The sequence below is a fragment of the Arthrobacter sp. AFG7.2 genome (assembly GCF_002892835.1).
Classification (GTDB): Bacteria; Actinomycetota; Actinomycetes; order Actinomycetales; family Micrococcaceae; genus Arthrobacter.
The window spans coordinates 191647-218631 of the sequence record NZ_PJMB01000004.1 but is presented as its reverse complement, the minus strand read 5'-3'; the positions used below and the strand labels follow the sequence as shown (position 1 = coordinate 218631).

At 64.7% G+C, this 26985-nt stretch carries 21 protein-coding genes; 6 read left to right on the top strand and 15 right to left on the bottom strand.

Annotated elements, in window-relative coordinates; all coding sequences use genetic code 11:
- Nucleotides 1–106: 106 nt before the first annotated feature.
- From CXX84_RS09405 to CXX84_RS09385, 5 genes are all read left to right on the top strand, one after another.
- Entirely contained in the window at nt 107–2800 is a 2694-nt protein-coding gene (locus tag CXX84_RS09405) for a LuxR family transcriptional regulator (protein ID WP_102976442.1), read from the top strand.
- A 184-nt stretch (nt 2801–2984) separates the two neighbouring features.
- Nucleotides 2985–4547, top strand: a complete 1563-nt coding sequence (locus tag CXX84_RS09400; RefSeq protein ID WP_411266206.1) for a sugar transferase — start codon at nt 2985–2987, stop codon at nt 4545–4547.
- 14 nt (nt 4548–4561) lie between these two features.
- Complete coding sequence (locus tag CXX84_RS09395) at nt 4562–5707, top strand: Gfo/Idh/MocA family protein (RefSeq protein WP_102976440.1); 1146 nt, start codon at nt 4562–4564, stop codon at nt 5705–5707.
- Between the two features lie 85 nt (nt 5708–5792).
- The gene (locus CXX84_RS09390; RefSeq protein ID WP_102976617.1) at nt 5793–6923 is read left to right on the top strand and encodes a DegT/DnrJ/EryC1/StrS family aminotransferase; all 1131 of its coding nucleotides are present in this window, start codon (nt 5793–5795) and stop codon (nt 6921–6923) included.
- Nucleotides 6920–7585 (top strand): acetyltransferase, encoded by a 666-nt coding sequence (locus tag CXX84_RS09385; RefSeq protein ID WP_102976439.1) that lies wholly within the window; start codon nt 6920–6922, stop codon nt 7583–7585. Before CXX84_RS09390 ends, CXX84_RS09385 begins: the two co-directional genes overlap by 4 nt.
- Here CXX84_RS09385 and CXX84_RS09380 read toward each other — a convergent pair.
- The 15 genes from CXX84_RS09380 to CXX84_RS09315 form a co-directional block, all read right to left on the bottom strand.
- Nucleotides 7582–8883, bottom strand: a complete 1302-nt coding sequence (locus CXX84_RS09380; protein WP_102976438.1) for a M18 family aminopeptidase — start codon at nt 8881–8883, stop codon at nt 7582–7584. The genes CXX84_RS09385 and CXX84_RS09380 overlap by 4 nt on opposite strands.
- 33 nt (nt 8884–8916) lie before the next feature.
- A complete protein-coding gene (locus tag CXX84_RS09375) occupies nt 8917–9609 on the bottom strand; it encodes a response regulator (protein WP_102976437.1) in 693 nt (230 codons plus the stop codon).
- Nucleotides 9606–10952, bottom strand: coding sequence for a sensor histidine kinase (locus CXX84_RS09370; protein WP_189337551.1), 1347 nt, complete (start codon nt 10950–10952; stop codon nt 9606–9608). The genes CXX84_RS09375 and CXX84_RS09370 overlap by 4 nt, the downstream gene beginning before the upstream one ends.
- A 29-nt stretch (nt 10953–10981) precedes the next feature.
- The gene (locus CXX84_RS09365; protein ID WP_102976436.1) at nt 10982–11833 is read right to left on the bottom strand and encodes an ABC transporter permease; all 852 of its coding nucleotides are present in this window, start codon (nt 11831–11833) and stop codon (nt 10982–10984) included.
- A complete protein-coding gene (locus CXX84_RS09360) occupies nt 11833–12777 on the bottom strand; it encodes an ABC transporter ATP-binding protein (protein WP_102976435.1) in 945 nt (314 codons plus the stop codon). The genes CXX84_RS09365 and CXX84_RS09360 overlap by 1 nt, the downstream gene beginning before the upstream one ends.
- A 154-nt stretch (nt 12778–12931) precedes the next feature.
- Nucleotides 12932–14428 carry a bifunctional phosphatase PAP2/diacylglycerol kinase family protein gene (locus CXX84_RS09355; RefSeq protein WP_102976434.1) on the bottom strand — a complete coding sequence of 499 codons (1497 nt, stop codon included), beginning with the start codon at nt 14426–14428 and terminating at the stop codon, nt 12932–12934.
- Nucleotides 14429–14493: 65 nt separating this feature from the next.
- Nucleotides 14494–15687: an MFS transporter gene (locus tag CXX84_RS09350; protein ID WP_102976433.1), complete on the bottom strand. Its 1194-nt coding sequence runs from the start codon at nt 15685–15687 to the stop codon at nt 14494–14496.
- Entirely contained in the window at nt 15684–16457 is a 774-nt protein-coding gene (locus CXX84_RS09345) for a DeoR/GlpR family DNA-binding transcription regulator (RefSeq protein ID WP_102976616.1), read from the bottom strand. The genes CXX84_RS09350 and CXX84_RS09345 overlap by 4 nt, the downstream gene beginning before the upstream one ends.
- Before the next feature lie 55 nt (nt 16458–16512).
- Nucleotides 16513–18195, bottom strand: a complete 1683-nt coding sequence (locus CXX84_RS09340) for an ABC-F family ATP-binding cassette domain-containing protein (protein WP_102976615.1) — start codon at nt 18193–18195, stop codon at nt 16513–16515.
- An 89-nt stretch (nt 18196–18284) separates the two neighbouring features.
- Nucleotides 18285–20273, bottom strand: coding sequence for a penicillin-binding transpeptidase domain-containing protein (locus CXX84_RS09335; protein WP_102976432.1), 1989 nt, complete (start codon nt 20271–20273; stop codon nt 18285–18287).
- A gap of 69 nt (nt 20274–20342) precedes the next feature.
- On the bottom strand, nt 20343–21791 hold the full coding sequence (locus CXX84_RS09330) for a phytoene desaturase family protein (protein ID WP_102976431.1): 1449 nt from the start codon (nt 21789–21791) through the stop codon (nt 20343–20345).
- Nucleotides 21784–23250 (bottom strand): glycosyltransferase family 87 protein, encoded by a 1467-nt coding sequence (locus tag CXX84_RS09325; protein ID WP_102976430.1) that lies wholly within the window; start codon nt 23248–23250, stop codon nt 21784–21786. The genes CXX84_RS09330 and CXX84_RS09325 overlap by 8 nt, the downstream gene beginning before the upstream one ends.
- 160 nt (nt 23251–23410) lie before the next feature.
- Nucleotides 23411–23548 carry a hypothetical protein gene (locus CXX84_RS19130; protein ID WP_189337550.1) on the bottom strand — a complete coding sequence of 46 codons (138 nt, stop codon included), beginning with the start codon at nt 23546–23548 and terminating at the stop codon, nt 23411–23413.
- A gap of 567 nt (nt 23549–24115) precedes the next feature.
- Complete coding sequence (locus CXX84_RS09320; protein ID WP_102976429.1) at nt 24116–24700, bottom strand: histidine phosphatase family protein; 585 nt, start codon at nt 24698–24700, stop codon at nt 24116–24118.
- Entirely contained in the window at nt 24697–26220 is a 1524-nt protein-coding gene (locus CXX84_RS09315) for a CCA tRNA nucleotidyltransferase (protein WP_102976428.1), read from the bottom strand. Before CXX84_RS09315 ends, CXX84_RS09320 begins: the two co-directional genes overlap by 4 nt.
- A gap of 159 nt (nt 26221–26379) precedes the next feature.
- On the opposite strand from CXX84_RS09315, the gene CXX84_RS09310 reads away from it, so the two are divergent.
- Nucleotides 26380–26928 carry an NUDIX hydrolase gene (locus CXX84_RS09310; RefSeq protein ID WP_223253044.1) on the top strand — a complete coding sequence of 183 codons (549 nt, stop codon included), beginning with the start codon at nt 26380–26382 and terminating at the stop codon, nt 26926–26928.
- Nucleotides 26929–26985: the final 57 nt, after the last annotated feature.

Genomic DNA, 26985 nt, shown 5'->3' with positions numbered 1-26985 from the left:
AGCCTGCCGACCCAACGGTTATATCGCAAAACCGGATGGCGGCGCCAAATATTGGAACTACAACTAGCGAAAGAATGCGGTCTCCTTCTTCGAGAATTGGGGACCCATGTCATTGTTAGGGCGAAACAAGGAGTTGGACCGGCTTCTTTCCGTCATCCGTGGTCCGAAGGACACCGCTCTCGCGGTGATCGGCGGCCATGGGGTGGGGAAGTCCGCCCTGGTGTCGGAGATCCCAACGCTTTCGGATTACAGGACCGTCTTCCTTGGAGCGAGCGCGTTCGAGTCGGACTGGCCACTGTCCGGGGTTACTGCCCTCCTCAACGCCATGGATGACCCTGTCCTCAACAGGATCGCGGACGAGCTCCTGCGGGATACTGCGGGCACCCTGGATGTGCCGGCTATCTCCTCAATGCTTCTCAATGGCCTGCACCAGCGGGCGTCCTCACGAACGGTCGTCGTCATCGACGACGCCGACCAGTTGGACCCAAGCAGCCAGGCAGTTATCGGTTTCCTGGCCCGCCGGCTGTCCGGCACGGACATTGCCATGTTCGTCTGCCTCCGCGAGGACGCTCCCGACAACCCTTTCAGCGGCCTGGCGGTGCTGCGCCTGCAGCCGCTGAGCTACAGCGATACCGTCCGGATGCTTGAAGCGATTCCGGCACGGCAAACCACCACGGCCGCTGCCCACGCCGTTGCTGCAGCCGCAGGCGGAAACCCGCTCGCCGCCGTCGAGCTCTATGCCGGGCTGCTTGCGCGGCAAGCAGAGGGAAAGCTTGCCCTGCCGGTTCCCCTCCCGGGGAAGGGCAGCTTCGAGGCCGAATACGCCCTTGTCCTCGGCGGACTCACTGCGCCTGCCCGGAATGTCCTGGATCTCCTGTCCCTCTCGTGCCGAAGTGACATCACTACTCTGGAAAAGATCAGCCCGGACGTCTGGACCGGCGTGGACGAACTGTTGGCCTGCGGGATGGTGCACAGGGCGGGGCCGCACCTCGCGATCCGCGACCAGCTGCTCCGCGGCTACGTCTTTGCCACCATGGCACCGACGGTCCGCACCGCCAACCACCGGGCCCTTGCCGATGCGTGCCAGGACACTGACCCTTACGCCCGCAGGTGGCATCTCAGCTTCACCGCCCTTGAACGCCAGACCCCGTTTGGTTTGCTCCGCCACGCCGTGGACCTGATCCGGGGCGGCGAAGTGTCTTTCGCGGTTGAGTATGTTGAGCGCGCCCTGACCATCAACCCTTGGGAGGCGGAAACCGCAGCCCGCCTCGCCGCGATCGCTGAACTGCTGTTCAACCGGGGTGAGTTCGTATACGCACGGCGCTACCTTGAGTGGGCGCAACGGGTGACGCGCAATCCCGCCCTCATCCTGCGGCTGACAGGGCTGTCCTTCGAAATAGACTTCATCCAGGGGGGAGCAGTGCGTGCCAGTATGGTGCTGCGCCTCGTGAAGGAATTTGGCCAGCATGACCCTGCCTTCGCTGCCAATCTCCTCGCCGTCGCCGCGGTCTATTACGCGGAACGATGGGAATTCAAGGATGCGTGCGATCTCCTGCAGTACGCAGAAAATTTCCGGGACGCGGCCTCAGCAGAGTGCCTCGAGATCACCGAACGTGCAAGGCTGCTCACGGAGTCCACCAGCGGCGACACGGTCCACCCGGGCCGGAAGCACACGCTGGAGGGCAACGCTTCCGTGACTGGCCTTCTGATCCAGGGCCGCGCCTTCAGCTACGCCGAGCGGTACGACCAGGCGCAGGAGCTCTTTGCCATGGTGCGGACGTCTGCCCGGGACACCCACGTGAACTGGCGGGAAACCGCCCTGTTCCTGGCCGTGGACAACGAGATCCGGGCGGGAAACGTCCGGGCTGCCGGCAAACTGATGGATGACCTTGAACTGCTGGAACCGGAGTTCAAGTATCACCGCGGCCTGCGGCACGTTTTCCGGGTCTGGCGTGCACATGCCATGGGGGACGAAAGCCTGGCCCAGACCTACGCGGCTGAGGCACAGCGGTTCGCCGGCGCCGAAAGCCATCCTGCCATCACCGCCCAGCTTGCCGCCTGGCAGGGCCACTTCGCGCTGCTCCGGGGCGACTTGGCTGAGTCCCTTGCGCAGTTGTCACGCGCCGCTGAGATTGGCACGAGGTTCAGTAATCCCACCCTGCTGCGGTGCGATGCCGACCTCGTGGAGGTACTGGTCCGGCTGGGACGGCACCGGGAGGCCACCCAGGCACTCCTCAGCCTGGAGAGCCGCTCTGTTGGGCTGCGCTCACCCTGGCTGATGATGGCAGTTGCCCGCAGCCGAGCCATCCTGGCGGATGGTGAGCAGTCGCTGCAGTTGTTCGGCCAGGCGCTGGACAGCCGGAACGCACGGGATTCGCTGCTTGAGCGGGCAAGGACAATGCTTTGCTACGCGGAACGGCTGAAGGCACTTGGCCGCCTGCGGGATGCCCGCGACGGGCTGCTGCGGGCAAAGGTCATGTTCGACGAAGTCGGAGCCCACGCGTGGGTGCAACACGTGGACGCGCTCCTGCTGGACGAAAGAGTGGAAGCACCCGGTCCACAGGGAAACCCCGCCATGCTGCTGCTGGCCGACCATGAACGGGTTCTCGCCAGAATGGTTGCCCGCGGCATGCGCAACAAGGAGATTGCGTCCACGCTCTTCGTGTCCGTAAGGACTGTGGAAGTGCGTCTCACCGGCATCTACCGCAAGCTCGGAGTCGAGTCCCGTGCCCAGTTGACCGCCCTGGCAGCCAGCAAGGAGAAGGCCGCTCCGGAGCCCTACGTCCTGCCGGTCCTTTAGCCGGCCTGCTGCTGCAGCTACCCGCATTATCCACAATATTCCTTTGCGGGACCCACAAAGGGCCCGCGTAAACCCTCCGCACTGGGTTCGCCGTGACTAGCTTTACTTCACGGCCAGGACACAAGCGGACATACCGGAAGGGGTCACCATGGCAGAAGCACCCGTCACCGGGCAGCGGCGTCCAATGTTTTATGGGACCAAAGGTTCACCGCTCACCGGCACTCTGGCAGGCGAACGTCCTGCCCTGGCAGGCGACGGTCCCGTCCCGGCGGTCTCGCCGGGTTACCGCCCCGCCGTCAGCCTCGTGCCGCCGGCACTTCGCCGTAAAGCCTCCTCCGCCGACTGGATTTCAGTCCACATCAACCTCCTGCGTGTCACGGACTCACTCCTGATCGCCGGGGCCGTGGCTCTCGGCTACCACCTTGCCAGTCCAGGGCTCCTGAGCAGGACCTCCACCGCTGCAGGAATTACGGCCAGCCTTGCACTGGCACTGATCTGGATCGCGGCTCTGGAAATCTACAGGACGCGCGATCCCAAGGTTCTGGGCGTCGGTGCGGACGAATATAAGCGGGTCATTTCCGCCACGTTCCGTCTCTTTGGATTGATTGCCATTGGTTCCGTCGTTTTCTCAATCGAAAGCGGCGCCACCATGTTCGCCGTGTCTTTACCGGTGGGCATCCTGTCCCTGACCGCAAACCGCTGGCTATTCCGCCGCCGGCTGGCGACGGAAAAGGCCAAGGGACGGCACCTGTCACGGGCAATCGTTGTCGGTGAGCCTGAGGACGTCCGTTACGTCGTCCAGCAGATCGAAAAGAAGTCCGGCCCCGTCTACAAGATCCTCGGCGTGTGCCTGCCCGGTTCCCGCCGCGGCGCCCGGCTGCGCGTGGGCGAGCAGCTGGTGCCGGTTCTTTCTTCCACGGATGACATTGCCCGGACTGCACGGCTCGCCCAGGCGGATGCCGTGATAGTTGCCGGACCACTCCCGGGCGGGAACAAGTTCATCCGGGAACTGGGGTGGAGGCTGGAGGAGTGCTCCGCCGAGATGGTGCTGGCAGCCACCCTCACGAATGTCGCGGGGCCCCGTATCCATTGGCGTCCCGTGGAAGGGCTTCCACTGATGCACGTGGACATCCCCCAGTATTCCGGCGGCAAACACGTGCTCAAGCGGGTCATGGACGTGGCACTTGCCGGTGCCGCTATCACCGCACTTTCACCGCTGCTGCTGCTGCTTGCCGTTATTGTCCGGCTGGACAGCCCGGGCCCCATCCTGTTTCGCCAGGACCGCATCGGCAAGGGAGGCCAGACGTTCGGCATGTACAAGTTCAGGTCCATGGTGGTGGACGCGGAAGAACGCCTGTCGGTTTTGAACAATAACAACGAAGGTGCCGGGGTCCTGTTCAAAATCCGTAACGATCCCCGGGTCACGCGGTGCGGGCGCTGGATGCGCAAGTACTCCCTGGACGAACTGCCGCAGCTCTGGAACGTCGTCCTCGGCGATATGAGCATGGTGGGGCCACGCCCTCCCCTTGCACGCGAAGTGAGCGGCTACGAGCGGCACACCCACCGGCGCCTCCTCATTAAGCCAGGCCTCACCGGCCTCTGGCAGATCAATGGGCGGTCCGACCTGAACTGGGACGAGGCCGTGCGCCTGGACCTGTACTACGTCGAAAACTGGTCGATTCCAGGTGACCTGCTGATCTTGTGGCGGACTTTCCGGGCCGTCATCCAGCCTTCCGGCGCCTACTGACAAAGAGGAAAAGAATGGAAGCTTTCGCGAAGGACTTCAGCCACGGCAGGGACCGCGAAGACGCAGACAGGCTGCGCATCGCGGTGGTGGGCGCCGGTTCCCGGGGAGCGGGCATGGCCGAAACCCTCCAGGCCAGCCCGGACTGGGACCTGGCCGCGATCTGCGACGTGGACTCCCGCCGGGCCGGCAGCGTCTCGGAGAAGCTGGGCGGATCGCCTTGGTTTGAGGCCATTGATGAGTTGCTGGACAGCGTGGAAGTGGATGCAGTGGCGATCGCCACCCCCCTCCGCGCCCTGTTCGGAACAGGAATGACGGCACTGCGGGCCGGCAAGCACGTCCTGGTGGAACAGCCTCTGGCGGACAGCCTGGAGCGCGGGCAGGAGATGGCTGCCGAGGCGGACGCCAGGGGTGTTGTCCTGATGGCAAACAAGGCCCAGTGTTTTGAACCAGCTGTGCAAAAGATGCAGAAGTTGGTAAGCAGTGGATCCTTGGGCGATATCCTCTTTGTCGAAGCGGTGCGGACCGAAAGCAGCCTGGTCCGGACTGACCGGGACGTCTTCTGGGACCTCGCCCCGGACAGCCTTGCGCTGCTTGACTACGTCTTTGCCGGGCGCCTCAACCCCCAGGGGGTTTCAGCCCTCGGCGGTGACCCGCTGGGAACCGGCCGCGATTGCGTTGGCCACGTGAATTTCAGGCTTCCCAACGATGCCACGGTGCACCTGCACGTCAACAACCTGAGCCGCGTCAAAAGCCATCAGCTGGTCATCGCAGGTTCCCAGCTTGTCCTGGTGTGGGACGCCATGCTTCAGCAGGAGCAACTGGGGATCTTCGACTCTGATTCATCCAGCCAGCAGCGGCGCCGGTCCCCTTACTGGGCAGAGCCGGGCGCACTTCAGGTGCCGGCTGAAGAAGGACCGGTGCCCATCTTCGGGCAGGAGGCACGGGACCGCGTGGCTGCTGAGTTTGCCCGGCGTGCCCGCGGCCAGCAGAAAGCGCTGTCCACCAACACGTCCGGGCTGCGGGTACTTGGCATGTTGGAGGCCGTGACCCGCAGCAGGGGCCTTGAGGGCCAGGCCTCGAGTATTCACGTGCCCGGGCCGGAGGATTACCAGCAGCACGCTGCAGGGTCATGGCTGGAGAGTGTTTTGTGGTCCAGATGAAACATGCCGCCGTTCTTCATCCTGTTCCTCCTAGGAAAGATGGTGCCTCGTGGCCACCGAATCAGCTGTTGCCCGCATCGAAGTGATGAAGCCCTGGCTGGGGCAAGAGGAAGTACATGCCCTTGCCGAAGTGGTCTTCTCCGGCTGCGTCACGCAGGGCCCGAAAGTCAAAGAGTTCGAGGGCGACTTCGCAGCCGCGCAGGGAGCCCGCTTCGCGGTGGCCACATCGAGTTGCACTACCGCCCTGCATCTTGCGCTGGTGGTGGCCGGGATCGGCCCGGGTGACGATGTGGTTGTGCCGTCACTGTCTTTCATTGCTACAGCCAACGCCGTGACTTATGTGGGAGCACGCCCTGTCTTTTGCGATGTTGATCCTGCCACCGGCAACGTGACTGCTGAAACCATCCACGCTGCCCTGACCCTGGACACGCGGGCTGTGATCGTGGTGGACCAGGGCGGTGTTCCCGTGGACCTGGACCCCATCAGGGACCTTTGTGACCGCCACGAAATCACTGTCATCGAAGATGCCTCGTGCGCTGTCGGCTCGCAGTACAAGGGCAAGCCAGTGGGCGCCGGCGCCCATATAGCCGTGTGGTCCTTCCATCCCAACCACATTTTGACCACCGGCGAGGGCGGGATGCTCACAACCCGGCGGGCGGATTGGGCAGCCCGGGCCCGGGCGCTGCGGGAACACTCAAGCAGCCTCGCCGCGCTCAACCGCGAAGAACTGTTCCTCTCACCCCGCGAGGTCTGCCTCGAAGTGGGGTTCGATTACCGGATGACTGACCTGCAGGCCGCCGTCGGAATTATCCAGCTCCGGCGCCTGCCGGAGATGGTGGAACGCCGGCGGACAATCGCAGCCATGTATATTGAGGCGCTCAAGAGCCTGAAGGGCCTGCGCATAGTGTCGGATCCTCCCTACGGCACAACGAATTTCCAGTCCCTGTGGCTGGAAGTCCTCCCTGGGTTTCCCACTACCCGCGAATCCCTGCTGGAACGGCTGGCCGATGCCGGGATCACAGCGCGGCGCGGCGCGTCTGCAGCACACCGCCAGCCCGCTTACCGCTGGAGGGACAACGGCAACGCCGGGCTGCAGTCAACGGAGCGGTTGAGCGACCGCACCCTGGTCCTCCCGGTCTTCCACGAAATCGACTCCTCCAGCATCAACCGTGTCATCAATGCCATCCGGAACGCAGCGCATCCGGTGGGCACGTGAGCGAACTGATCCTCATTTCCGTGAGCGGCCTCGCCCGTGAGGTTTTGGCGATGGTCCGGAGCAGTGGCCAGTACGACGTCGTTGGGCTGTTGGATGACGACAAGGAGATGGCAGGGGTTACCGTTGATGGGGCGCCGGTCCTGGGCAGCATTGATGACGCCGCAAACTACACCCATGCCTTCCTGCTGGTGTGCCTGGCGTCCGGGAGGGCGCGGGAGGCCGTGGTGGAGCGCCTCACGTCCCTCGGCATCCACGAATCGCGGTACGGCACCGCCGTGGATCCTTCCGTCCAATACCCGGAAGGGTGCCGGATCGGGCGCGGGAGTATCCTGCTGCGCAATGTGACCCTGACGGCCGCCGTCACCCTGGGCTCGCATGTGGTGGCAATGCCCTCGGTCACGTTCGCATATGACGACGACGTAGCGGACTTTGCGACGTTCGGCGCGGGCGTGTCACTGGGCGGCGGTGCCCGGATTGGGAAGGCTGCCACCCTTGGCATGAATTCGAGTGTCCGCGAAAGGACATCGGTGGGCGACTATGCCACCGTGGGGATGGGCGCTGCCGTCCTCAGCAATGTCCCCGCCGGCGAAACGTGGGTCGGCGTTCCCGCCCACGAGATCGACCAGCCCCTTTTTGCCTTCGGCAAGGAACCCATCCGCTAGAAAGCGGTCCCGAAAAACAGCTGCGTCACCGCGGCCAGCCGCCAGGGATCCTCCACACCGCAGAGTTCCCGCGCGGAGTGCATGGAGAGCAGCGGCACCCCCACGTCCACAGTCCGGATCCCCAGTCGGGTGGCAGTCAGCGGACCGATGGTAGAGCCGCAGGGAATCGCGTTGTTGGACACGAACTCCTGGTACGGCACACCGGCCTCTCCACACAGCCGCGCCCAGAACGCGGCGCCACCGGCATCTGTGGCGTAGCGCTGGTTGGCATTAATTTTCAGCAGCGGACCGCCGTTGAGCACCGGGTGGTTGGCGGGGTCGTGCCGCTCCGCGTAATTGGGGTGCACCGCATGTCCGGCATCGGCGGACACGCAGAAGGACGCTGCCAGGGCCTGCCGCCGCTGGCTCGCTGTGGCCCCGAGTCCGTCCGAAATCCGCACCAGCACGTCCTCGAGAAGGGGGCCGCAGGCGCCCGAACGGGAGTTGGAACCGATTTCCTCATGGTCAAATGCTGCCAGGACAGCAATCGGAGTGCCGGGACCCGGTGAGGCGGCATGCGCGGTCAGCGCTGCCAGCCCGGCATGGGTTGAGGAAAGGTTGTCGAGCCGCCCGGAGGCGAAAAACTCACCGTTGCCGCCGAAAACTGAAGGCGGCTGCGTGTCTGCAAGGACGACGTCGTACCCGCCAATCCTGGCGGGATCCACGGAAGCACCCGAAACATGCGAGGCGAGCACTGCCAACAGGTCGGCGTTCGAAGGGTTGCCCAGCCCCCATACCGGGTTCATGTGGCGTTGCTTGTCCAGGGCCAGGCCGTCATTGACTGCGCGGTCCAGGTGAATTGCAAGCTGCGGGAACCGGAGCATGGGCCCCGTCGCGGTCAGGTGCTCTGTCCCGTCCAGCGTCACCAGGCGTCCGGCGAGCTGCAGTTCACGGTCCAGCCAGGAGTTCAGCAGCGGGCCGCCGTACACCTCCACCCCTGCCTGCAGCCACCCGTGGGCGCCGGTGGTGGGCTTCGGCTTGAGCTTGAAGGTGGGCGAATCGGTGTGCGCGCCGAGGATGTTGAACGCTGTGGCCGGACCGGCCCCTTCGGGGATTACCCAGGCAATCAGCGCGCCGTCCCTGATGATGAAGAACCGTCCCGGCCCGCCTTCCCACGGCTCCAGCTCGTCAAGGCGCATAAACGCCGCTTCTTCAAGCCGGCGGGCCGCTTCATGCACTGCATGGAAGCTCGACGGCGACGCGCTGACATAGGCGCCAAGGTCCTGGATGTGGTCTGCGGCGGAGGCAAGAGAAGGCATGGTCTCGAGTCTAGACGGCGTTCGGCCCTGGCCTCAGTAGTCCGGGTTGCTCGGCACCACCAGGCCGGTTTCGTACGCGTAAACCACTGCCTGGACCCTGTCCCGGAGGTGAAGCTTGGTGAGGATGCGCCGCACATGGGTCTTCACTGTTGCTTCCGAGAGGAAGTACCGGTGGGCGATCTCGGCATTGGACAGTCCCTCGGCCATCGCTTCGAGCATCTCCGTTTCCCGTGGAGTCAGGTCCGCCAGCAGGGGATCGGGGGCAGAGGCTGGCGGGGCCGGGCGGGCGGAACCGCGCACATACGTTTCCAGCAGGCGCTGGGTAACGCGCGGTGCCACCACGGCATCCCCGCTGGCCACTACCCGGACGGCATGGATCAATTCCGACGGCGCCACATCCTTGAGGAGGAAGGCGGACGCCCCTGCCTGGAGGCCGGCGAAGGCGTACTCATCCACGTCGAAGGTGGTCAGGATGATGATCCGGGCACAGGACCCGGCGGCCGTGATGGCGCGTGTGGCCTCGATGCCGTCCAGCACGGGCATGCGGACGTCCATCAGCACCACGTCCGGTTTGAGCTCCCGGACCTGCCGCACGGCGTCGGCACCGTCCGAGGCTTCCCCCACGATCCTGAGGTCGTCTTCACCCTCCAGGATCAGGCGGAAGCCCATCCGCAGCAGCGGCTGGTCATCGGCCAGCAGGATATTGATGGGTGCAGTCTCAGTCATTCTTTGCCTTGCAGTTCGTAAGGGCGGTAGGACCCGGCAGTGCCGTCGCCAGGCCAGGACAGAACGGCGTGTACACGCCAGCCCCGGCCGCTGGGCCCGGCTTCCACCGAGCCGGAATAGATGCGGGAGCGTTCAGCCATTCCTGCCAGACCCTGCCCGGATCCGTAGGAAGCAGCGGACGGGGCTGCGCTTCCATCGGGGACGGTGTGGCCAGTGGCCCCGGCGCCGTCGTCGAGCACTTCGATGGTGACGGTGGACCCGGCGCGGACAACGGTAACATCCACCCTGCTCAGTGACCGGCCGTAGCGGAGCACGTTCGTCAGCGATTCCTGAACGATCCGGTACACCGTGAGCTGGAAAGCGGCGTCATCAGGCAAGGCCGGTCCGGTGTGGGAGTAATGCAGGGGCAAGCCCGCGGTGCGGAAGCCTTCCAGCAGGCTGGTGAGGCTGTCTCCGGTAGTAAGCGCGAGCCTCGGCGCGGTGGTTCCGGCATCATCACGCAGGACACCCAGGACCCGGCGCATGTCGGCCAGGGCGGTCCTTCCTGTCCGGGACAGTTCGCCGAGCACCTCGCCGGCGCGCTCCGGGCTTTTCCGGACGACGACGGCGGCTCCGTCAGACAGGCTGATCATCACGGTGAGCGAGTGGGCCACGACGTCGTGCATTTCCCGGGCGATGCGGTTCCGTTCGTTGACGGAGGCAAGGCTGGCGCTCCGGGCAGCCCACGCGGCAACCTCCTGCTCGTGTTCACGTCGCTGCCGGACGCTGATACCGATGCCGGTGGCCAGGATGTTGGACAAGGCGATGGTGGCGCCGGTGGCGATGCTGGTCAGGAGGTGGAAGTCGCCTGGGTTGACGCCGGTGTCATGGACGAAGGAATTCTCCATGGGTCCAACCGCCGCCAGGAGGTAAAGGAGTGCAAGCGGGGCTGTGGCTGCAGCCATGGTGATGAGGGCGAATCGGCGCGTGTGCGCCACGGCCACGGCGTAGAGCGAGAACCACAGTCCCGCCGAAACGTTGGAGCCCCAGGGGTGGAGCAGGGTGACCGCCACTTCCACCACCGCGACGAAGGCCACGAGGCCCACTGAATAGAAACGCCGCAGGAACATCGAACATGCCACCAGCGCCAGCAGGGCGGCTGCGAGCCAGTTGCCGGATGCGGCGGAGTCCACCACGGTGGGGGCCACCAGCAGGCTGTAGCTGCCTGCCACCACGGCGTCCATCACCAGGGGATGCCGGTGCAGGTACCTGCGGAGCCGCCCTTTGCGCCTGGCCGTGAGCTCGGCAAAGGACGCGTCGGCCTGTCCGGCCGGCGCGTCCTGAGTGACTGCCTTATAGTTCATGCGTCCGCTTCGACGATGTTCGGGCCGTGCTAGACGTCGCGCTTCTTCAGCACGATCATCGCTGCCGCCACCGGAACCACTACCCACACTCCGAGCCACATGGAGGCCTGCCAGACCTCCAGGGCGTCTTCGGCGGGAGCAGCTGTCACAATCCGGTTGAAAAGGTTGTCCGGCAGGTACTTCCGCGCCTCCTCGAAGAACTCACCGGGGATGAGCTGGAAGGCGATGGGGACCACGAAGAACAGCCCCACCAGTGACATGATGCCCCCGGCCGAATTCCGCAGGAGGGTGCCCAGGGACATGCCGATGGCTGCCACTGCTGCCACGTAGAGGCCGCTGACCAGCAGAAGCCTGCGGGAGTGGTCGGACCCAAGGTCGATGTCAAAGCCGTAGTTGTCAAGGATAGGAGTAGCCACGATATACGCGAGGAAGGACGACACGACGGTCACCACGAAGGCGCAGACGGTCACCACCAGGAGCTTGGCGATGAAGGCCGGGGTGCGTTTGGGGACGGCCGCGAAAGTGGACCGTGCCATGCCCGTGGTGAACTCCGAGCTCATGAGCAGAACCGCCAGGGATCCGATGATGAGCTGGGCAAAGGCGATGCCCGACGTCGGAATGCCCACCGTCAGGTCTGCGCCCTGGGCGGCGAAGGCCGCTGCGGCCTCGGGGTCGTTATTTGACGCTTCGGAAAACTGCCCGATGCCCCACGCGTTCAGGGCCGCAAAGCCCACCATCACCAGCACGGTTGACCCCACCAGGATCAGCGTGGAGAGCAGGGTCCGGAACTTGATGAACTCAGAGTTGAGGATGCGCAGGAAACTGGGGCCGGGACCAACCTTGCTGTCCTGCCTGCGGGGTTGAAGTGCTGCCGTACTCATTACTGTCCTCCGGTCTGGGTGGGCGCCGCGGCTCCCGTGGTGATGAGGGAGTGGTACTCAACCTCGTCCTTGGTCAGTTCCATGTACGCCTCCTCAAGGCTCGCCTGGAGGGGAGTGAGCTCGTAGACCATGATCTGGTGGTCCAGCGCAGTCCTGGCGATCTCCCTGGCGGGCAGGCCCGTGACCTCCAGGAGTTCGTGGTCCTGGACCTCAACGGAGACGCCGTCGGCGGCGAGCAGGCGCATCAGCTGCTGCGGCTGGTCCGTCCGCACACGGGCGCGTGACTGGCCCTTGCCGCTGATGATCTCGCTGATGGGGGCGTCGGCAATGATCCTGCCGCGGCCAATGACAATCAGGTGGTCTGCCGTCATGGCCATTTCACTCATCAGGTGGCTGGACAGAAACACGGTGCGCCCTTCTGACGCCAGGTACTTCACCAGGTTCCGCACCCACACCACGCCCTCCGGGTCGAGGCCGTTGACGGGTTCGTCGAGGATGATGGTCTGCGGGTCGCCCAGCAGGGCGGCAGCGATGCCGAGCCGCTGCCCCATTCCCAGGGAGAACCCCTTCACCTTCTTCTTCGCAACCTCCCCCAGGCCGGTCATCTCGATGACCTCCTGAACCCGCTTCCTGGGAATACTGTGGGTGGCGGCCATGGCCAGGAGATGGTTGTACGCGGTGCGGCCGGTGTGGACGGCCTTCGCGTCAAGGAGTGAGCCCACCTCACGCAGCGGCGCTGCATGCTGCGCGAACGGCACCCCGTTCACGGTGACGGAACCAGACGTTGGCCGGTCCAGCCCCATGATCATCCTCATGGTGGTGGACTTGCCGGCGCCGTTGGGTCCCAGGAAGCCCGTAACGCGGCCTGCCTGTACGGTGAAGCTGACCCCGTCGACGGCTGTTTTGTCGCCGTAGACCTTGGTCAGCCCTGTTGCCTCAATCATGGAGTATTCCTTCGAATGGCAGCTGCAGGCTGCGGGAAGTTTGAGCAAACTGGTACGCACCACGCTACCGATGCCCGCGGCGGATTTCGCCGGTCCCAGGGATGATTCAGGGGCGGTTCAGGGTAGTCCCCTTGGATGACCGGTACCGGAACCCCTAGGGGTGGGGAGAATAGAAGGCAAGGGCACGGCGGCGTACTGAATACTCGACGCTGCGCACGCCTGCCAATGCTTCACCGTCAACCGCCACGGCAATGGGGGATCCGCCTGCGGCAATTCGCACGTTCGTTGCCTCTGAAAGGTGGGTGATGCGCGAGGTGGCCACGGTACCTGTGAGCACCGACCACAGCAGCCGCATCCGGGCGAAGGATTCATCGGCTGTGATCATGCGGACGTCGAGCACGCCGTCGTCCATCACCGGCCTCAGCAGGGGTGCGTGGTCACGCGGGTAGTACCGGCCCCTGCCTACATAGGCGATCCATACTCTGTGCGGCCTGCCGTCAACGGTGAGGCTGGTTGGAGTGCCGGCACTGAAAGTCCGGAACATCGCCACCACACCGGCCAGCGGTTTGCCCAGCGCGGGTTGAAGCTGTTCGCGGCGGCGGACGAAGTCCGGATAGAGGCCCACGCTGGAGGTGTTCAGCATGGTCAGCTGCGCCGCTTCGCTGCTGCCGGACCGTCCCCGCTCTACCGATACAATTCCGATGTCTGCCAGCGCGGCCTCTCCCCTGGACGCAGCCGCCACTGCCTCCTTGAGGCTCCCGGTCCCTGCGTCCCTGGCAAAGTGGTTCAGGGTCCCGCCCGGCAGGACCAGCAGCGGAGGGGACCTTTCGACGGCGGCAGCGGCCGCTGCTCCCACTGTCCCGTCCCCGCCCCAGACACCGAGGGCCAGGGTCCCGGGATGCCCGGCTGTCAGCCGGATCTCCTGCGCCAGGTCGCCGCCCGGGTGCACGGTCCTAATATGCGCTTTAGGGAATACTTCTTGCAGGGCGGCGGCGGTTTCCTCGGTAAAAGAGCCGCCCAGTGTATTGACCACGATACTGAGTCCCATGCCGCCGGGCAGTTCCGGAGCAGAAGTCCAGGTCCGCGCCACCGGGGGAAACGGCGGACGCACAGGCCACCACCGGCGCGTCAGCAGTGCGGCGCCAACACCCAGGGCGGAGCCGAACAAAACATCCGATGGCCAGTGGGCTCCGGTGTGAACGCGCGAATAGGCTACCCCCACTGCCGCCGGGGCCAGCGCAGCACCGATGGCGGGCTGGACCAGCCCTGCTCCTGCAGCAAAGGCTACGGCCGACGCCGAGTGGCCGGACGGCATGGAGGAACTCGTGGGCTGCGGGTGGACAAACCGGAAGACCGGTAGATGCTCTGGCAGGGGCCGGGTCCGTGGGAGAAGCGTTTTGAAGACGCCGTTGGTTACTGCCGAGGCCACTGCCTGGGCAATGAGCCCGTGCAGGGCAGCGCGGCGTGGCCGTCCAGGGAAGGCTGACATCACCGCTGCCGCAGCGATCCAGACTTTTCCGTGATTGGCCGCAGCGGAAAGGCGGCGGAAGAAATCGTCGTGGTTCCCACCCGGCAGGTCCGAGACATGCCTTACCAGGTATCTGTCCACGCGGCTGATCCAGCGACGGCTTCCACGCCCTATCCTCTGCATTCCATCACCCTACCTTCAGGAGGAATGCCGGAATCCCGGATCCTTGGCGCGACATGGGCTCCCTGTTATGCCACCTTGAGGGGTTTGGCTGCTCCTGCCAGTACCAGGGCGAGGAGGATCGGCGCAAGGATAGCCAGGAGCGCCAGGTGGATGCCCGTCAGGTCACCGAGGTAACCCAACAGGGGCGGTCCGGCAAGGAAGGATATATACCCCAGCGTGGATACAACAGAAACCCGTGCTGCGGCATGCTTAGGATCGTCGGCAGCAGCAGACATGCCCATGGGGAATGCCAGCGCGGCTCCGACGCCCCACAGTGCGGCCCCCACTGCAGCCAGCCAGACGTTTCCGGCGAGTACAAAGAGGCACAGTCCCGCCGCCGCGGCAGCCATGCTCGCCCTCAGAACGGCAACGCGTCCGTACGTGTCGATGACCCGTCCGCCGAAGAACCGCATGGCCGTCATGGCGAGCACGAACAGGGCAAACATCAGGGCTCCTGTGGACTCGGAAGTACCCAGCCCATCCACCGACGCTTTCGCGATCCAGTCATTTCCCGCCCCCTCCGTGAGGGTGGCTCCCAGGACCACGACGCCGATGAGCAGTGTCCGGCTGTCACGCCAGGCTGAGGTGCCCTTGACTGTTTGAGGTTCTCCCTCCGCTGTGGCCGCCGGTGCGTGGGGCAGGAAGTATCGCGGTGCAACGAGCATCACCACGGCCACAAGCCCGGCGATGACCAGCAGGTGCAGGGGCAAACCGACGCCCACATTGGAAAGTCCCGCGCCGATCAGTGCGCCAATAAAGGCGCCGCCGCTGAAGGCTGCGTGGAACTGCGGCATGATGGTGCGCCGCAGCTTGTGCTCCACGTCGGCACCCTCGATGTTCTGGGAGACGTCCCACAGGCCGATCGCTATCCCGAAGAAGAACAGCGCAACGCCCGTGGCGGGGATGGAGGCAGCCGAGAGCGACCAGGCAATTCCGACTCCCGCCAGGGCGGCCAGCACGCCACCAAAGCGAGCCGTGTTGGCGGTGCCGATCCTGCCCACCACCAGTCCTGCAGTGGGCAAGGCCAGCAGTGACCCTATGGCGGTGCACAGCAGCAGGGTGCCCATCTGCCCGGAGGTGATCTCCAGGGTCTCGGTGACGGCAGGGATCCTGGCGGCCCAGCTTGCGAAGACGAGACCGTTGATTCCAAAGACCACGAAGGTGGCCGCTGCGGCCGCTTTCAGTCCAGCATGCTGCGCCGTGCCCGTGTTGATGCTCATACAGTGACTACTTCCAGGGAGTATTTGTCGAGGTGCGCGCGTTCTTCGGCGCTGAAAATTTTGTTTGTTACTAAAACATCCACCCGCGCCAGGCCTGATACCAGTGCCCGCGCGTGCGCATCCCACTTGGATGCGGACGCGGCCACCACTACCCGCCCGGCAGATTCCAGGCCTGCGCGTTTTACCGCCGCATCGTCGAGGTCATGGGCGAGGAGTCCGTCCTTGAGGTCCACTGCGCACGGCGTCACAACCGCAGTGTCGAAGCGCAGGGAGCGGATGTTAGATTCTGCCAGTGGACCGCGGAAGCTCAGTTCGCCAGGGACAAGGCTTCCGCCCGGCAACAGCAGGCCTGGCCGCACCCCGGCAGTGGCCTCGTCGGCAGTGAGCACGGTGAGCGACCGCATCGACATGGGCATAACGGTAAGGTCCTTGCCGCTCAGTGCCCGTGCCACCTCCGTGGCGGTGCTTCCGCTGTCCAACCAGACGTGTTCCCGTTCCTGGAGGAGCCGTGCCACCGCGGCGGCAATGCGTTTCTTCGTCTCCTGGTCCTCCAGCTCCCGCTGCCCGTAACCGGGATTCTCCCCGCGTCCAATCAGGCTGCGCGCGCCGCCATGCACCCGCCGGAGGACTCCGTTGCCCGCCAGGACCTCAAGGTCCCGCCGGATCGTAGCGCCCGAGGCCTCGCAGGCAACCGTCAGTTCATCCACCGTTACCTCGGACCGTTCCCGGAGGATCTCAGCAATGCGCCGGTGCCGCTCGTCGGTCTTCATGATCAAATGATAGCAATTGGTGATCAGTTAATCAGTCATGCGGGAGAGACCTGCATCAGCGGACGCGCTCCACGCGCTTCTCGTCCCACACCGGCTGCGCAGACTCGTACACCTTGCCGTCGGATCCAAATACCAGGAACCGGTCGAAAGTCCGTGCGAACCAGCGGTCGTGGGTCACTGCGAGGACTGTTCCTTCGAAGTGGTCGATGGCCCGTTCCAGGGCTTCGGCCGAGTGCAGGTCCAGGTTGTCCGTGGGCTCGTCGAGCAACAGCAGGGTGGCACCGGACAGTTGCAGCAGCAGGATCTGGAACCGCGCCTGCTGGCCGCCCGAAAGGGACTCATACTTTTGTTCGGACTGTCCCGCGAGCCCATAGCCGTCCAGTGCCCCCGCTGCCGCCTCCCGGCCCAGGCCGGACCGGTGCTCATCGCCACGGTGCAGGATTTCGAGGAGCGTCTTGCCCAGGAGGTCCGGCCGGACGTGGGTCTGCGCAAAGAACCCGGGACGGATCCTTGCCCCAAGTTTCACGGTTCCCTCATGCGGCACGTCCGCAATCTCCACATCGGAGACGGGCAGGTGCTCGCGCTCAGGATCGGTGCCGCCCGTGGCCAGGAGCCGGAGGAAGTGCGACTTGCCCGAGCCGTTGGAGCCCAGGACACCCACCCGGTCACCGAACCAGATTTCTGTGGAGAAGGGTTTCATCAGCCCGGTCAGCTCAAGCTGTTCCGCGACGACCGCGCGTTTGGCGGTCCTTCCGCCCTTGAGCCTCATCTGGACGTTCTGCTCAATGGGCAGCGCCTCGGGTGGCCCGATTTCCAGGAATTTCGCCAGCCGCGTCTGGGCCGCGTGGTACCGGTTCGCCATATCCGAGCGGAAAGCGGCCTTGTTCTTGTACATGTTGACGAGTTCCTTGAGCTTGACGTGCTCCTCGTCCCACCGTTTGCGCAGTTCCTCAAAGCGGGCGTTCCGGTCCGCCCTGGCCTCCACGTAGGAGCCGAATCCGCCACCATGGACCCACGCTCCGGCGCCGTTGATCCCGGGCTCCAGCGTGACGATCCGTCCTGCAGCGTTATTCAGGAGTTCACGGTCGTGGCTAATGAAAAAGACCGTCTTTTTGGACTCATTCAGCTTGTCCTCGAGCCAGCGCTTGCCCGGCACGTCCAAATAGTTGTCCGGCTCGTCCAGCAGCAGCAGGTCGTCCGGGCCCGCAAACAGCGCTTCCAGCACCAGCCGCTTTTGTTCCCCGCCGGAAAGGCTCGACGCCGGGCGGTGCTGCGCGCGGTCGAAAGGGAGTCCCAGCGCGGCCATGCACACCTCGTCCCAGACCGTTTCGACGTCGTAACCGCCTGCATCTCCCCAGTCCACGATGGCCTGGGCATAGCGCATTTGGCTGGGCTCGTCGTCGTGCTCCACCATGGCCAGCTCGGCGTCGTCCACCTCGTGCGCCGCTGCCGCCAAAGCCGGAGGAGCGGCGGACACCAGCAGGTCGCGGACCGTGGAACCGTCCCGGACCTGGCCCACGAACTGCCTCATGATGCCCATATTTCCGGACCGCCCAATCACGCCCTCATCCGGAGTGAGGTCACCGGAGATGATTCGGAAGAGGGTTGTTTTGCCGGTGCCGTTGGGCCCGATCAGGGCGGTCTTGGTACCGTCCAGAACCTTGAAGGTCACACCGTTGAGCAGCTGTGTGCCGTCGGAGAGGAAGTAATCGATACCGGAAACGTCAATATGGGCCACGTCTTCCATCCTCCCACGCGCCCGGCAAAGCGCTTTGTTCCGGGTCTGCAGGCCCGCACGGCGTGGACTGCCGGATAACCGGACAAAGGCTATCCGGCTGCGGTGAGGAACTCCTTCAGCAGCGGACCCGATGTGGTGGCACCCAATCCGCCGTCCTCCACGAATACGGCCACTGCGAGGTCGCCGTGGACAGCAACAATCCATGCGTGGGTCTTCGGGGGAGTCTCCTTGCCGAACTCGGCCGTCCCGGTTTTTGCTCCAACGGGAGCCCCGGGGACGCTGGAAAGGAAACCCGCGTGACCGGAGGTCACCACGGCCCGCATCATGTCAGCCAGGGAGGCAGCTTCCGCTGCGGTAATGGGCTCACTGGAGGCAGTGGTGGGTGCTTCTGCCGTTGCCGTCGCGGAGGGCTGTGCCGCGGGCGCCGTGGAACCGCTCGTCGTGCCGGCCGCCGCGGCGCCGCCGTCGGGATTGATCACCAGCTGGGGTGACACGGGCGCACCCTTGGCGACGGAACCGGCCATCATGGCTGCGGCCAGGGGAGAGAGCAGTACCTTGCCCTGCCCGATCATGGAGGCGGCGTGCTCCGTGCCTGCCGCCTCGCCGGGGACAGACCCCAGGAACGCTTCAGCGCCCAGCGACGGTGCTTCGACGGCGATGCCCATGGCCAGGGCGGCGGCTTCAAGCTGTCCCTGCGAAACAGTGTCCCGGGCCGCGATGAACGCAGTATTGCAGGAGTGCGCGAAGGCGTCCCGGAGGGTGACTGAGCCCAGCGATCCTTCGGGGTAACCCTCGGCGTTCTTGAAGGTGCGTCCATCGACTGTCAGCGTCGGTGTGCACTCAACCTTTGAATCGGGAGTCAGGCCGTTACGGAACATGGCCAGGGAGTCAACCATCTTGAAGATGGAACCGGGCGCGTACTGGCCCAGCATCGCCGTGTTGTAGCCGTTGCTGCCGGGACCCGAGGCCACGGCCAGGACGGCACCGCTGGAAGGGCGTAGAGCAACAAGGGCGGACGCCGGGCCTACATCTTCCAGGGTGCTTTCCGCCAGCGACTGCAGCTTCGGGTCGATGGTGGTCTTCAGCGGAGTGCCGGCAGTAGGCGCTACCTGGAAGAGCACCCGCCGGGGGTCGGTGGCCGAGGACTGGATCTGTTCACGGGTCAGGTCGGCGCGCTGCGCGCGGATCACGACGGCGTCCGTCCCCCGGAGCTGTTCGTCGTACTGCTGCTGCAGGCCGCCGATGCCGGTCACGTCGCCGGCGGTCAGGGCACCCTCGGAGGCTTCGATCTGTTCAGCAGTAGCCTCGCCGACGGTGCCAAGGACGGCGCGGGCAAACGTGCGGCTGGGAGCCAACGGCATTGAGGCCGGGATTGCCCGGGCTCCCGGAATCGCCGCGATCTGCTCGTTGGTAATGGTGCGGCCTTCGTCGCGGAGGGTGATCGCTGAAACAAAAGCTTCAGCACCGGCAGCCTGTACCTGCTGGACGTAACCTGCCGGATCCACCCCAACGAGGGTGGCAAGTCTGGTTGCAGCGTCTGCAGGCTCGGCGGCGCCCAGCTGCGGCTTGTCGATGCCGACGTTCACCACCGGCCGGTACGTGACCAGGGGAACGTCCCCTGCCCCCAGGATGTCTGCCCGCTGTGGTGACTGGGAGCCCTTGGTCACGATCTCACTGTCCGCCAGCCCGGGCACCAGGGTGGCTGGATCCCACACCGTCAGCCACTTGTCCCCCATCTTCTTGAATTTCGCCGGGACAGTGTACTTCCACTCCGCCTCGCCGAATGTCCAGGTGTAGTTCAGCGGGGCTGAGGCATTGTCACCGTCAAGAGTGACCTCGCCTGCTTCGACTGCCGGCTTTTGTGGATCCAGTGCCGCAAACACACTTCGCACCTGGTCGTTGGCGGCAGCGGCATCTTTGCCTTCAAAAGCCACCGGCCCCACATCCAGTGCTGAAACGGCGGTGGCCAACTGCTGAGCTGCGGTTTCTGCCCCGCTCCTGCCGTCGTCGCAGGCCACCAGGGAGGTTCCCAGAACGAGCACAGCTACGGCAACAGAAAGTTTTGTTGATTTCCCCATCCGGCCATTATCACCCGTCCAACCCGGTGGCACGCGCCACAGGTAAGGCTGGAAAGTGTTGCGTTTTGGCTACGGGTTGTTGAGGCCCAGCATCGGAACAGGCAACTGGAAGATGTCTTTCAAGGCATATGTCGCAGCGTGGAAGCCCGGCATACCGGTAACGCCGGGCCCGGGCGGCGTGGAGGAAGAGCACAGGTAGACGCCCCGGATGGGAGTGCGCCACGGGTGGCGTGACACCACGGGCCGCTGGACCAGGCCGCGAAGATCCATCGTGCCGGCACTGAAATCCCCGCCAACGTAGTTCCGGTTGTACTCCGCCAACTGAGCTGCCGTCACCACGTTTACGTCCAGCACAAGGTCCCTGAAGCCGGGGGCGAAGCGCTCGATTTGGGCGGTAATGGCCTCTTTCATGTCCTTGGTTGAACCGGCAGGAACATGGCAGTAGGTCCACAGGGTGTGGCGGCCGGCGGGAGCCCGGCCACCATCGAAGCGCGAGGGCTGGGCCACCAGCACGTAGGGCCGCTCGGGGTGGCGGCCGCCGATCACCTCATTTTCCGCGTAAGCCACCTCCGCCCGGGTCCCGCCCACATGCACTGTTCCGGCATCCGCCAGTTCTGCAGCCGTCCATGGCACGGGGCCGGACAGGATGAAGTCCACCTTGCACGAGCCGTTCCCATAGCGGAAAGTTTCCAGCGCCCGGCGGTAGCGGTCCGGAAGCAGGTCACCGGCCATGTCCGCCAGGCCGCGGGGTGCTACATCCAGGAGAGTGGCACGCGCAGGCGGAAGATCCGCCAACCGGTTTACGGGGGCGTTTGTATGGAAGACTCCGCCGTGCGCCTCAATGTCCTGTGCCAGGGCGGCGGCAATGGCAGCGGAACCACCTAGCGGAATGGGCCACCCTTCTGCGTGGCCCAGTGCTCCGAGCATCAGTCCTGCTCCGGAGGCAGCAAGCGATGGCAGGTGGGACACGGCGTGGGCAGCGACGCCGGTGAGCAGGGCCGGAGCGGATTCTTCGCGGAACCTGGCGTTCCAGAGCCCCGAACCTTGCTCCACGGTCCGCAAGCCGAAGATCCCCGCTGCCAGAGGGTTCCGGGGGAGGCGGAAGAGTTGGTTCTGCGTGAAGTCCATGACGTCGTCGATGTTCCGGACAAGGGGAGCCATCAGCTTGCGGTAGGCCGCACCGTCCCGCCCCAGCCCTGCTGCTGTCCGGTCGAGGGACCGGTAAGCAAGGGCGGACCGTCCGCCGTCCAGCGGTGATCCGTAGGACAGCGCGGGAGAAACCAAATCCACCCGGCGGGACAGTTCGAAGGCGCGGAAGAAGGGGGACGCCAGGGCCATCGGATGCACTGCGGAACAGACGTCGTGGAAGTGTCCCGGCTGCATCAGTTCTGCGGTGCGGGTTCCGCCGCCGATGACCGGGGCCGCTTCGAAGACTTCCACCGAGAGCCCTGCGCGTGCCATCACTGCCGCGGCTGCCAGTCCGTTGGGTCCCGCCCCAACTACCGTAACGTCAGGCATCGGCCGCGACTTTGTGCGGACGCGCGGAGAGGGCGGAGCGGCGGACGTTCAGCCGGAACCGGTCCGGGGCCCCGGTGAAGGGTCCGCCATGGGGATCATCCAGGTGGTGCCGGCGGATGGGATCGTAGTTGGGGTCGTAGATGTCCCATGTCACCCTGGCCATGAGGTACGCAACGGCCGCCATGTGCGCCGCCACGGCAAGGACGTAATAGGGCATATCCAGGTTGTGCTGGGAAGAACCTGCGCTGGTCACCTGTCCAAGGTACATCCATACCGCGGCCCAGTGCAGGCCTTCGATGCCCTGCCAGATCAGGAAGTCCCGCCACCGCGGCCTCGCCAGCGCCAGGAGCGGGACCAGCCAGACGACAAACTGCGGCGAGTAGACCTTATTGGTGAGGATGAAGGCCGCCACAATCAGGAAGGCCAACTGGGCCAGGCGCGGCCGCCGCGGGGCGGTCAAGGCAATGACGGCAATGATGACGCAGGCCAGGATAAAGAGGCCGGGAGCCAACAGGTCGACGGTAGCCCCGGTGAGCTCCTGCCCCCTCAGGCGGTTGAGCACCAGGTTGTAGGCAAACCACGGAGAGCTGTACCCGGCGTCGCGGTCGGCTGAAAACTGGAAGAAGTAGGCCCACCCGGAGGGATTTGCAGCTGCGAAGGGAAGGTTGACGGCGGCCCAGGTGATGGCGGCAGCCCCCGCCGTTTTCAGCAGGGGTTGGAAGCGCCCGGTCCGCAGTGCAAGCAGGAGTATGGCTCCCAGGATAAGCAGCGGGTACAGTTTCACAGCCGTCGCGAGCCCGATGAAGACTCCGGCCAGCACCAGCTGGTCCCGGGAGAAAAAGTACATGGCCAGGGCAAGCAGGGCCACCGCCCAGAGGTCCCAGTTGATGGTGCCGGCAAGAATTATGCCCGGCGCCAGGGCCACCATGGCTGCGTCCCATGGCCGGCGGCTGGACGTCCGCGCGGTGGCAAGGACCGTAGCCACAACAGCAACGGCCACAAGGGCAGCATTGATGTCGAAGTAAGCCAGCACCCGGGCGTCTGACACTTCGGTCCCGGGTACCAGCCAGGCTGTTACTCCCGCTATCAGGGCTATCAGGACCGGGTACTCAAATTGGCTTCCGCTGGCCAGGACAGGAAACTGCCCCTCTGCCAGGCCGCGGGTCCGGAAGAGTTCGGGGAAATCGGAGTAGCAGGTGGCGTAAAACTGCGTGGGGGATTCCCACCCGTTGGCGCGGCAATATCCCTTGAGCAGGATGCCTGCCAGGGCTGCCAGTATCGTCAGCAGAATCAGGACCCGTTCCACGGTGAACACACCCGGGGAAACCAGGCCGGGAGCGGTCCGGGACCCGAGGGGACCTCCTGCCACCTCCGTGAAGTTCCTCAGCAGGACATCGCTACGGCTTGGCACCACCAGGCGCGGCCTTCCCCGATGCTCCGGGGGCTGGGTCTCCTCCATGGCTTGAGCTTACCGCCGTCACCCAAGGCCCGTCGGTTCGAGGGATGCGGAGCCCACGCGTCGCCGCGTGGGCTCCGGCCGGAACATCATTGATCATTGTGGCTCCTGCTGCGGTCCTTCGCCCGCGGCTGTCCGTGGTTACCCGGCGGCCGCGCTGTTCTTACCGGGTACCGCCGATCTGCTGGTGCATCAGGACGAAGACATCGTCGCGCTGCTTTTCCAGCAGCGGTTCGTTGAACTTCTTCCGGCTGCTGCGCCGGCCCTGCGAAGGCAACAGGAATTCGCGGAACTTTCTCATGGCAATCACCTCCTTTCATTGTGGCTGGCCCGCAAACCGGGCGCGGCAATTAGACCCTTTTCCGGAAGGAATTAGGCACGGAATTAGCACATGAATAAGTGCAGGGGCAGATATCCCGGATTACTTGAGCTGACTGCGCGCAAAATTGAAGGCGCAGCAGTACAAAAGGAAAACCGGGTGGAGGAAAGTACAATTCCCCAAAGGAGCCCTACAGGCGGTGCCAACGTGCACCAATGCAGTACACATCGCTGAGCCGGAGCGTTGCATCTTGGGCCGGACTGCCGGGGCAGATCCGGGCGGAAGCAGCTGCTAGGAACGGGCAGGATCCCTGAGGAGGCGCGCGAAAGCATCAGAGGCCGGGGCGGCGTTGATGGTCATCTTCCATCCGCTAGTCAAAGTAATCATTTTCCCAACCTCCTTTTCCGCTTTGCTGCCATACGGGCGAAACCCGGGGCATGCGCCGTGGCCCCGGCAGGATGCTCTGGGGTCAGGAATAAAATTACACCACCGGCAGCCTGTTCGCTACTTAAAAGGCAAAGAATGATGCAACTAATCCGGAAACAGCTATTAAAGTCCCCATCGGACAATGGCGGGTGTCTTTTTGTCCCAGCCGAGTGTGCAGACTTTGGCAGTGCCAAGTATGAAATGCCGTCCTTCCGTGGGCGGCAATTCCAGCCAGCGTGCCGTCAGGATCCGCGAAAAGTGGCCGTGGGCCACAATCAGCACGTTGTCCATTCCGGATTCGAGCACGCGGCCGATGATTTTATCTGCCCGTGCCGCTACCTCGTCCAGCGTTTCGCCGTTGGGAACGCCGTGGGTCCAGATCAGGTAGTCGGGATTGTCTTTGCGGATCAAGTCGGAGCTGATGCCTTCGTAATCCCCGTAGTTCCACTCCACGGCCAGGGGTTCGTGCTGGGCGTCAGGGAAACCGGCAAGCTCTGCCGTCCGGCGCGCCCGCCTCAAGGGGGAAGTGAGCACCAGGTCGAAGTCGACGGGATCCAGCACTTTCCGCGCTTCCACGGCCTGCTGCTCGCCCTCGACTGTCAGTGGGAGGTCCGTGAGCCCCGTGTACTGGCCGCTCTTGGACCATTCGGTCTCTCCATGGCGGAGGATCCAGAGCTGGGGACGGGGGGCAAGGGCAGGAATGGTCACTTTGACTCCTCAGAAGGGGAAGGCTCGACGACGGCGGGAGACGGAGCGGTGCCGGGCGCCGGAGCTCCGGGATCAGCAGGTGCTGATTCCGGCTGCACTGCCCACCAGCGGAGCAGCCGTGCTTCTGCTTCTTCGGCGGGCAGCGGCCCATTTTCCATTCGCTCATTCAGCAGGAACTTATACGCCCGCCCCACAACCGGGCCGGGTTTGATGCCGAGCAGCGCCATAATCCGGGCGCCGTCGAGATCGGGGCGCACAGCGTCCAGTGATTCCTGCTCCCGCAGGGCGGCGATGCGGGCTTCGAGGTCGTCATAGGCGAACGCCAGGCGCTCCGCTTTGCGCTGGTTGCGGGTGGTGACGTCAGAGCGCGTCAGCCGGTGCAGCCGTTCCAGCAGCGGCCCGGCATCCGTGACGTAGCGGCGGACTGCTGAGTCGCTCCAGCCGGCCTCCCCGTAGCCGTAGAACCGCATGTGGAGCTCCACCAGGCGGGCAACGGCCTTGGTGGTGTCGTTGTCGAACCGCAGCGCCTTCATCCGTTTGGAGGTGAGCTTGGCCCCCACCATGTCGTGGTGGCGGAAGCTCACCGCACCGCCCGGTTCAAAGCGGCGCGTAGCCGGCTTGCCGACGTCGTGCATTAACGCTGCGAAGCGCAGGACAAAGTCCGGCCCGGGCACCGGACCATCACCGTCCGTCTCCAGCTCCGCTGCCTGTTCCAAAACCTGCAGGGAGTGCTGGTAAACATCCTTGTGCCGGTGGTGCTCGTCGGATTCCAGCCGCAGCGCGGAAACCTCGGGCAGCACGAACTCCGCCAGGCCGGTCTCCACCAGCAGGTCGATACCCACGCGCGGACGGTCCCCGCAAATGAGCTTGACCAGTTCATCCCGGACCCGTTCCGCCGAAATGATGGTGATGCGCTCGGCCATCTGCGTCATGGCCTGCCGGACGTCCTCGTGGACTGAGACTCCCAGCTGGGCTGCGAACCGTGCTGCGCGCATCATCCTCAGCGGATCATCAGAGAAAGAACCCTCTGGGGCCCCCGGTGTGGACAGGACAGAGGCATGCAGGTCGCGCACGCCGCCGAAGGGATCCACCAGTTCGAGGGAGGGGAGCTTCAAAGCCATGGCGTTGATGGTGAAGTCCCGCCGGAGCAGGTCGTCGGTCAAAGAGGAACCAAAAGCCACTGCAGGTTTGCGGGACTCAGGATCGTAGGCTTCTGCCCGGTAGGTGGTGATTTCTATCTGGAAGCCTGCCTTGCGCATGCCGATGGTGCCGAAGGCCCGGCCAATCTCCCAGTAGTTGTCCGCCCATTTCCTGATGAGTGCCACCGTCTGGTCCGGGGTGGCGTCAGTGGTGAAGTCAAGGTCAGGCGAGGTCCGGCCCAGGAACAGGTCGCGCACCGGACCGCCCACCAGCGAAAGCTCGTGGCCTGCGTCCACGAAGCGCTGGCCGAGCTCCAGGACCACCGGGTCCACCTGGAAATCGACGGTCTGGGAATCAGTCTTGTGATGTGCATGCGCCATAGTTACTTAAGCTTGTCAGAAACCAGCGGCCCGGCAGGCCAAAATCCGGTCAAGATCGTGCGGAATCACGCCGCCGCAGGCAAAGTGAGCCATATGCCGTCCATGTTGGTGTCATGTTCCAGTCATCACCAACGGGCAACAGTCGTTAGAGTGGACTCCATGGCCCATCCAGTACCGAGCGCTCCAGGCAGGAGGACAAACGCACCATTGCCGTCGGCGATCGGTGCGCACGTTGCGCCTGCCCAGCATTCGGCGCCGGTATCGCTGCCTACGGTTGAGGAAGTATCCGCCGGCGGCGTTGTAGTGGACACGTCCGACGCCGAATTAAGGGTTGCGATCATCGCCCGCCTTAATCGCGGCGGGCGTTTGGAATGGTGCCTTCCAAAGGGCCACCCGGAGGGCAAGGAAAACAACGAGCAGGCAGCCGTCCGTGAAATTGCCGAGGAAACCGGCATTGAAGGTGACATTTTGGCGCCCCTCGGCAGCATCGACTACTGGTTCACCGTCAGCGGCCACCGGGTTCACAAGACGGTCCACCATTACCTCCTGCGGGCTACCGGCGGGGAGCTGACCATCGAGAACGATCCGGACCAGGAAGCCGTGGACGTGGCGTGGGTTCCCATCCAGGAGCTGGCCCGGAAGTTGTCCTTTCCCAATGAACGCCGGATTGCTGACCTTGCTCGTGAGGTCCTGCCCGAACACCTTTAGGGCAGCAGGCAGGGCCGGGCCTTCATTGCGGCTTTAACCGCTTTCGGGTGAGACGAT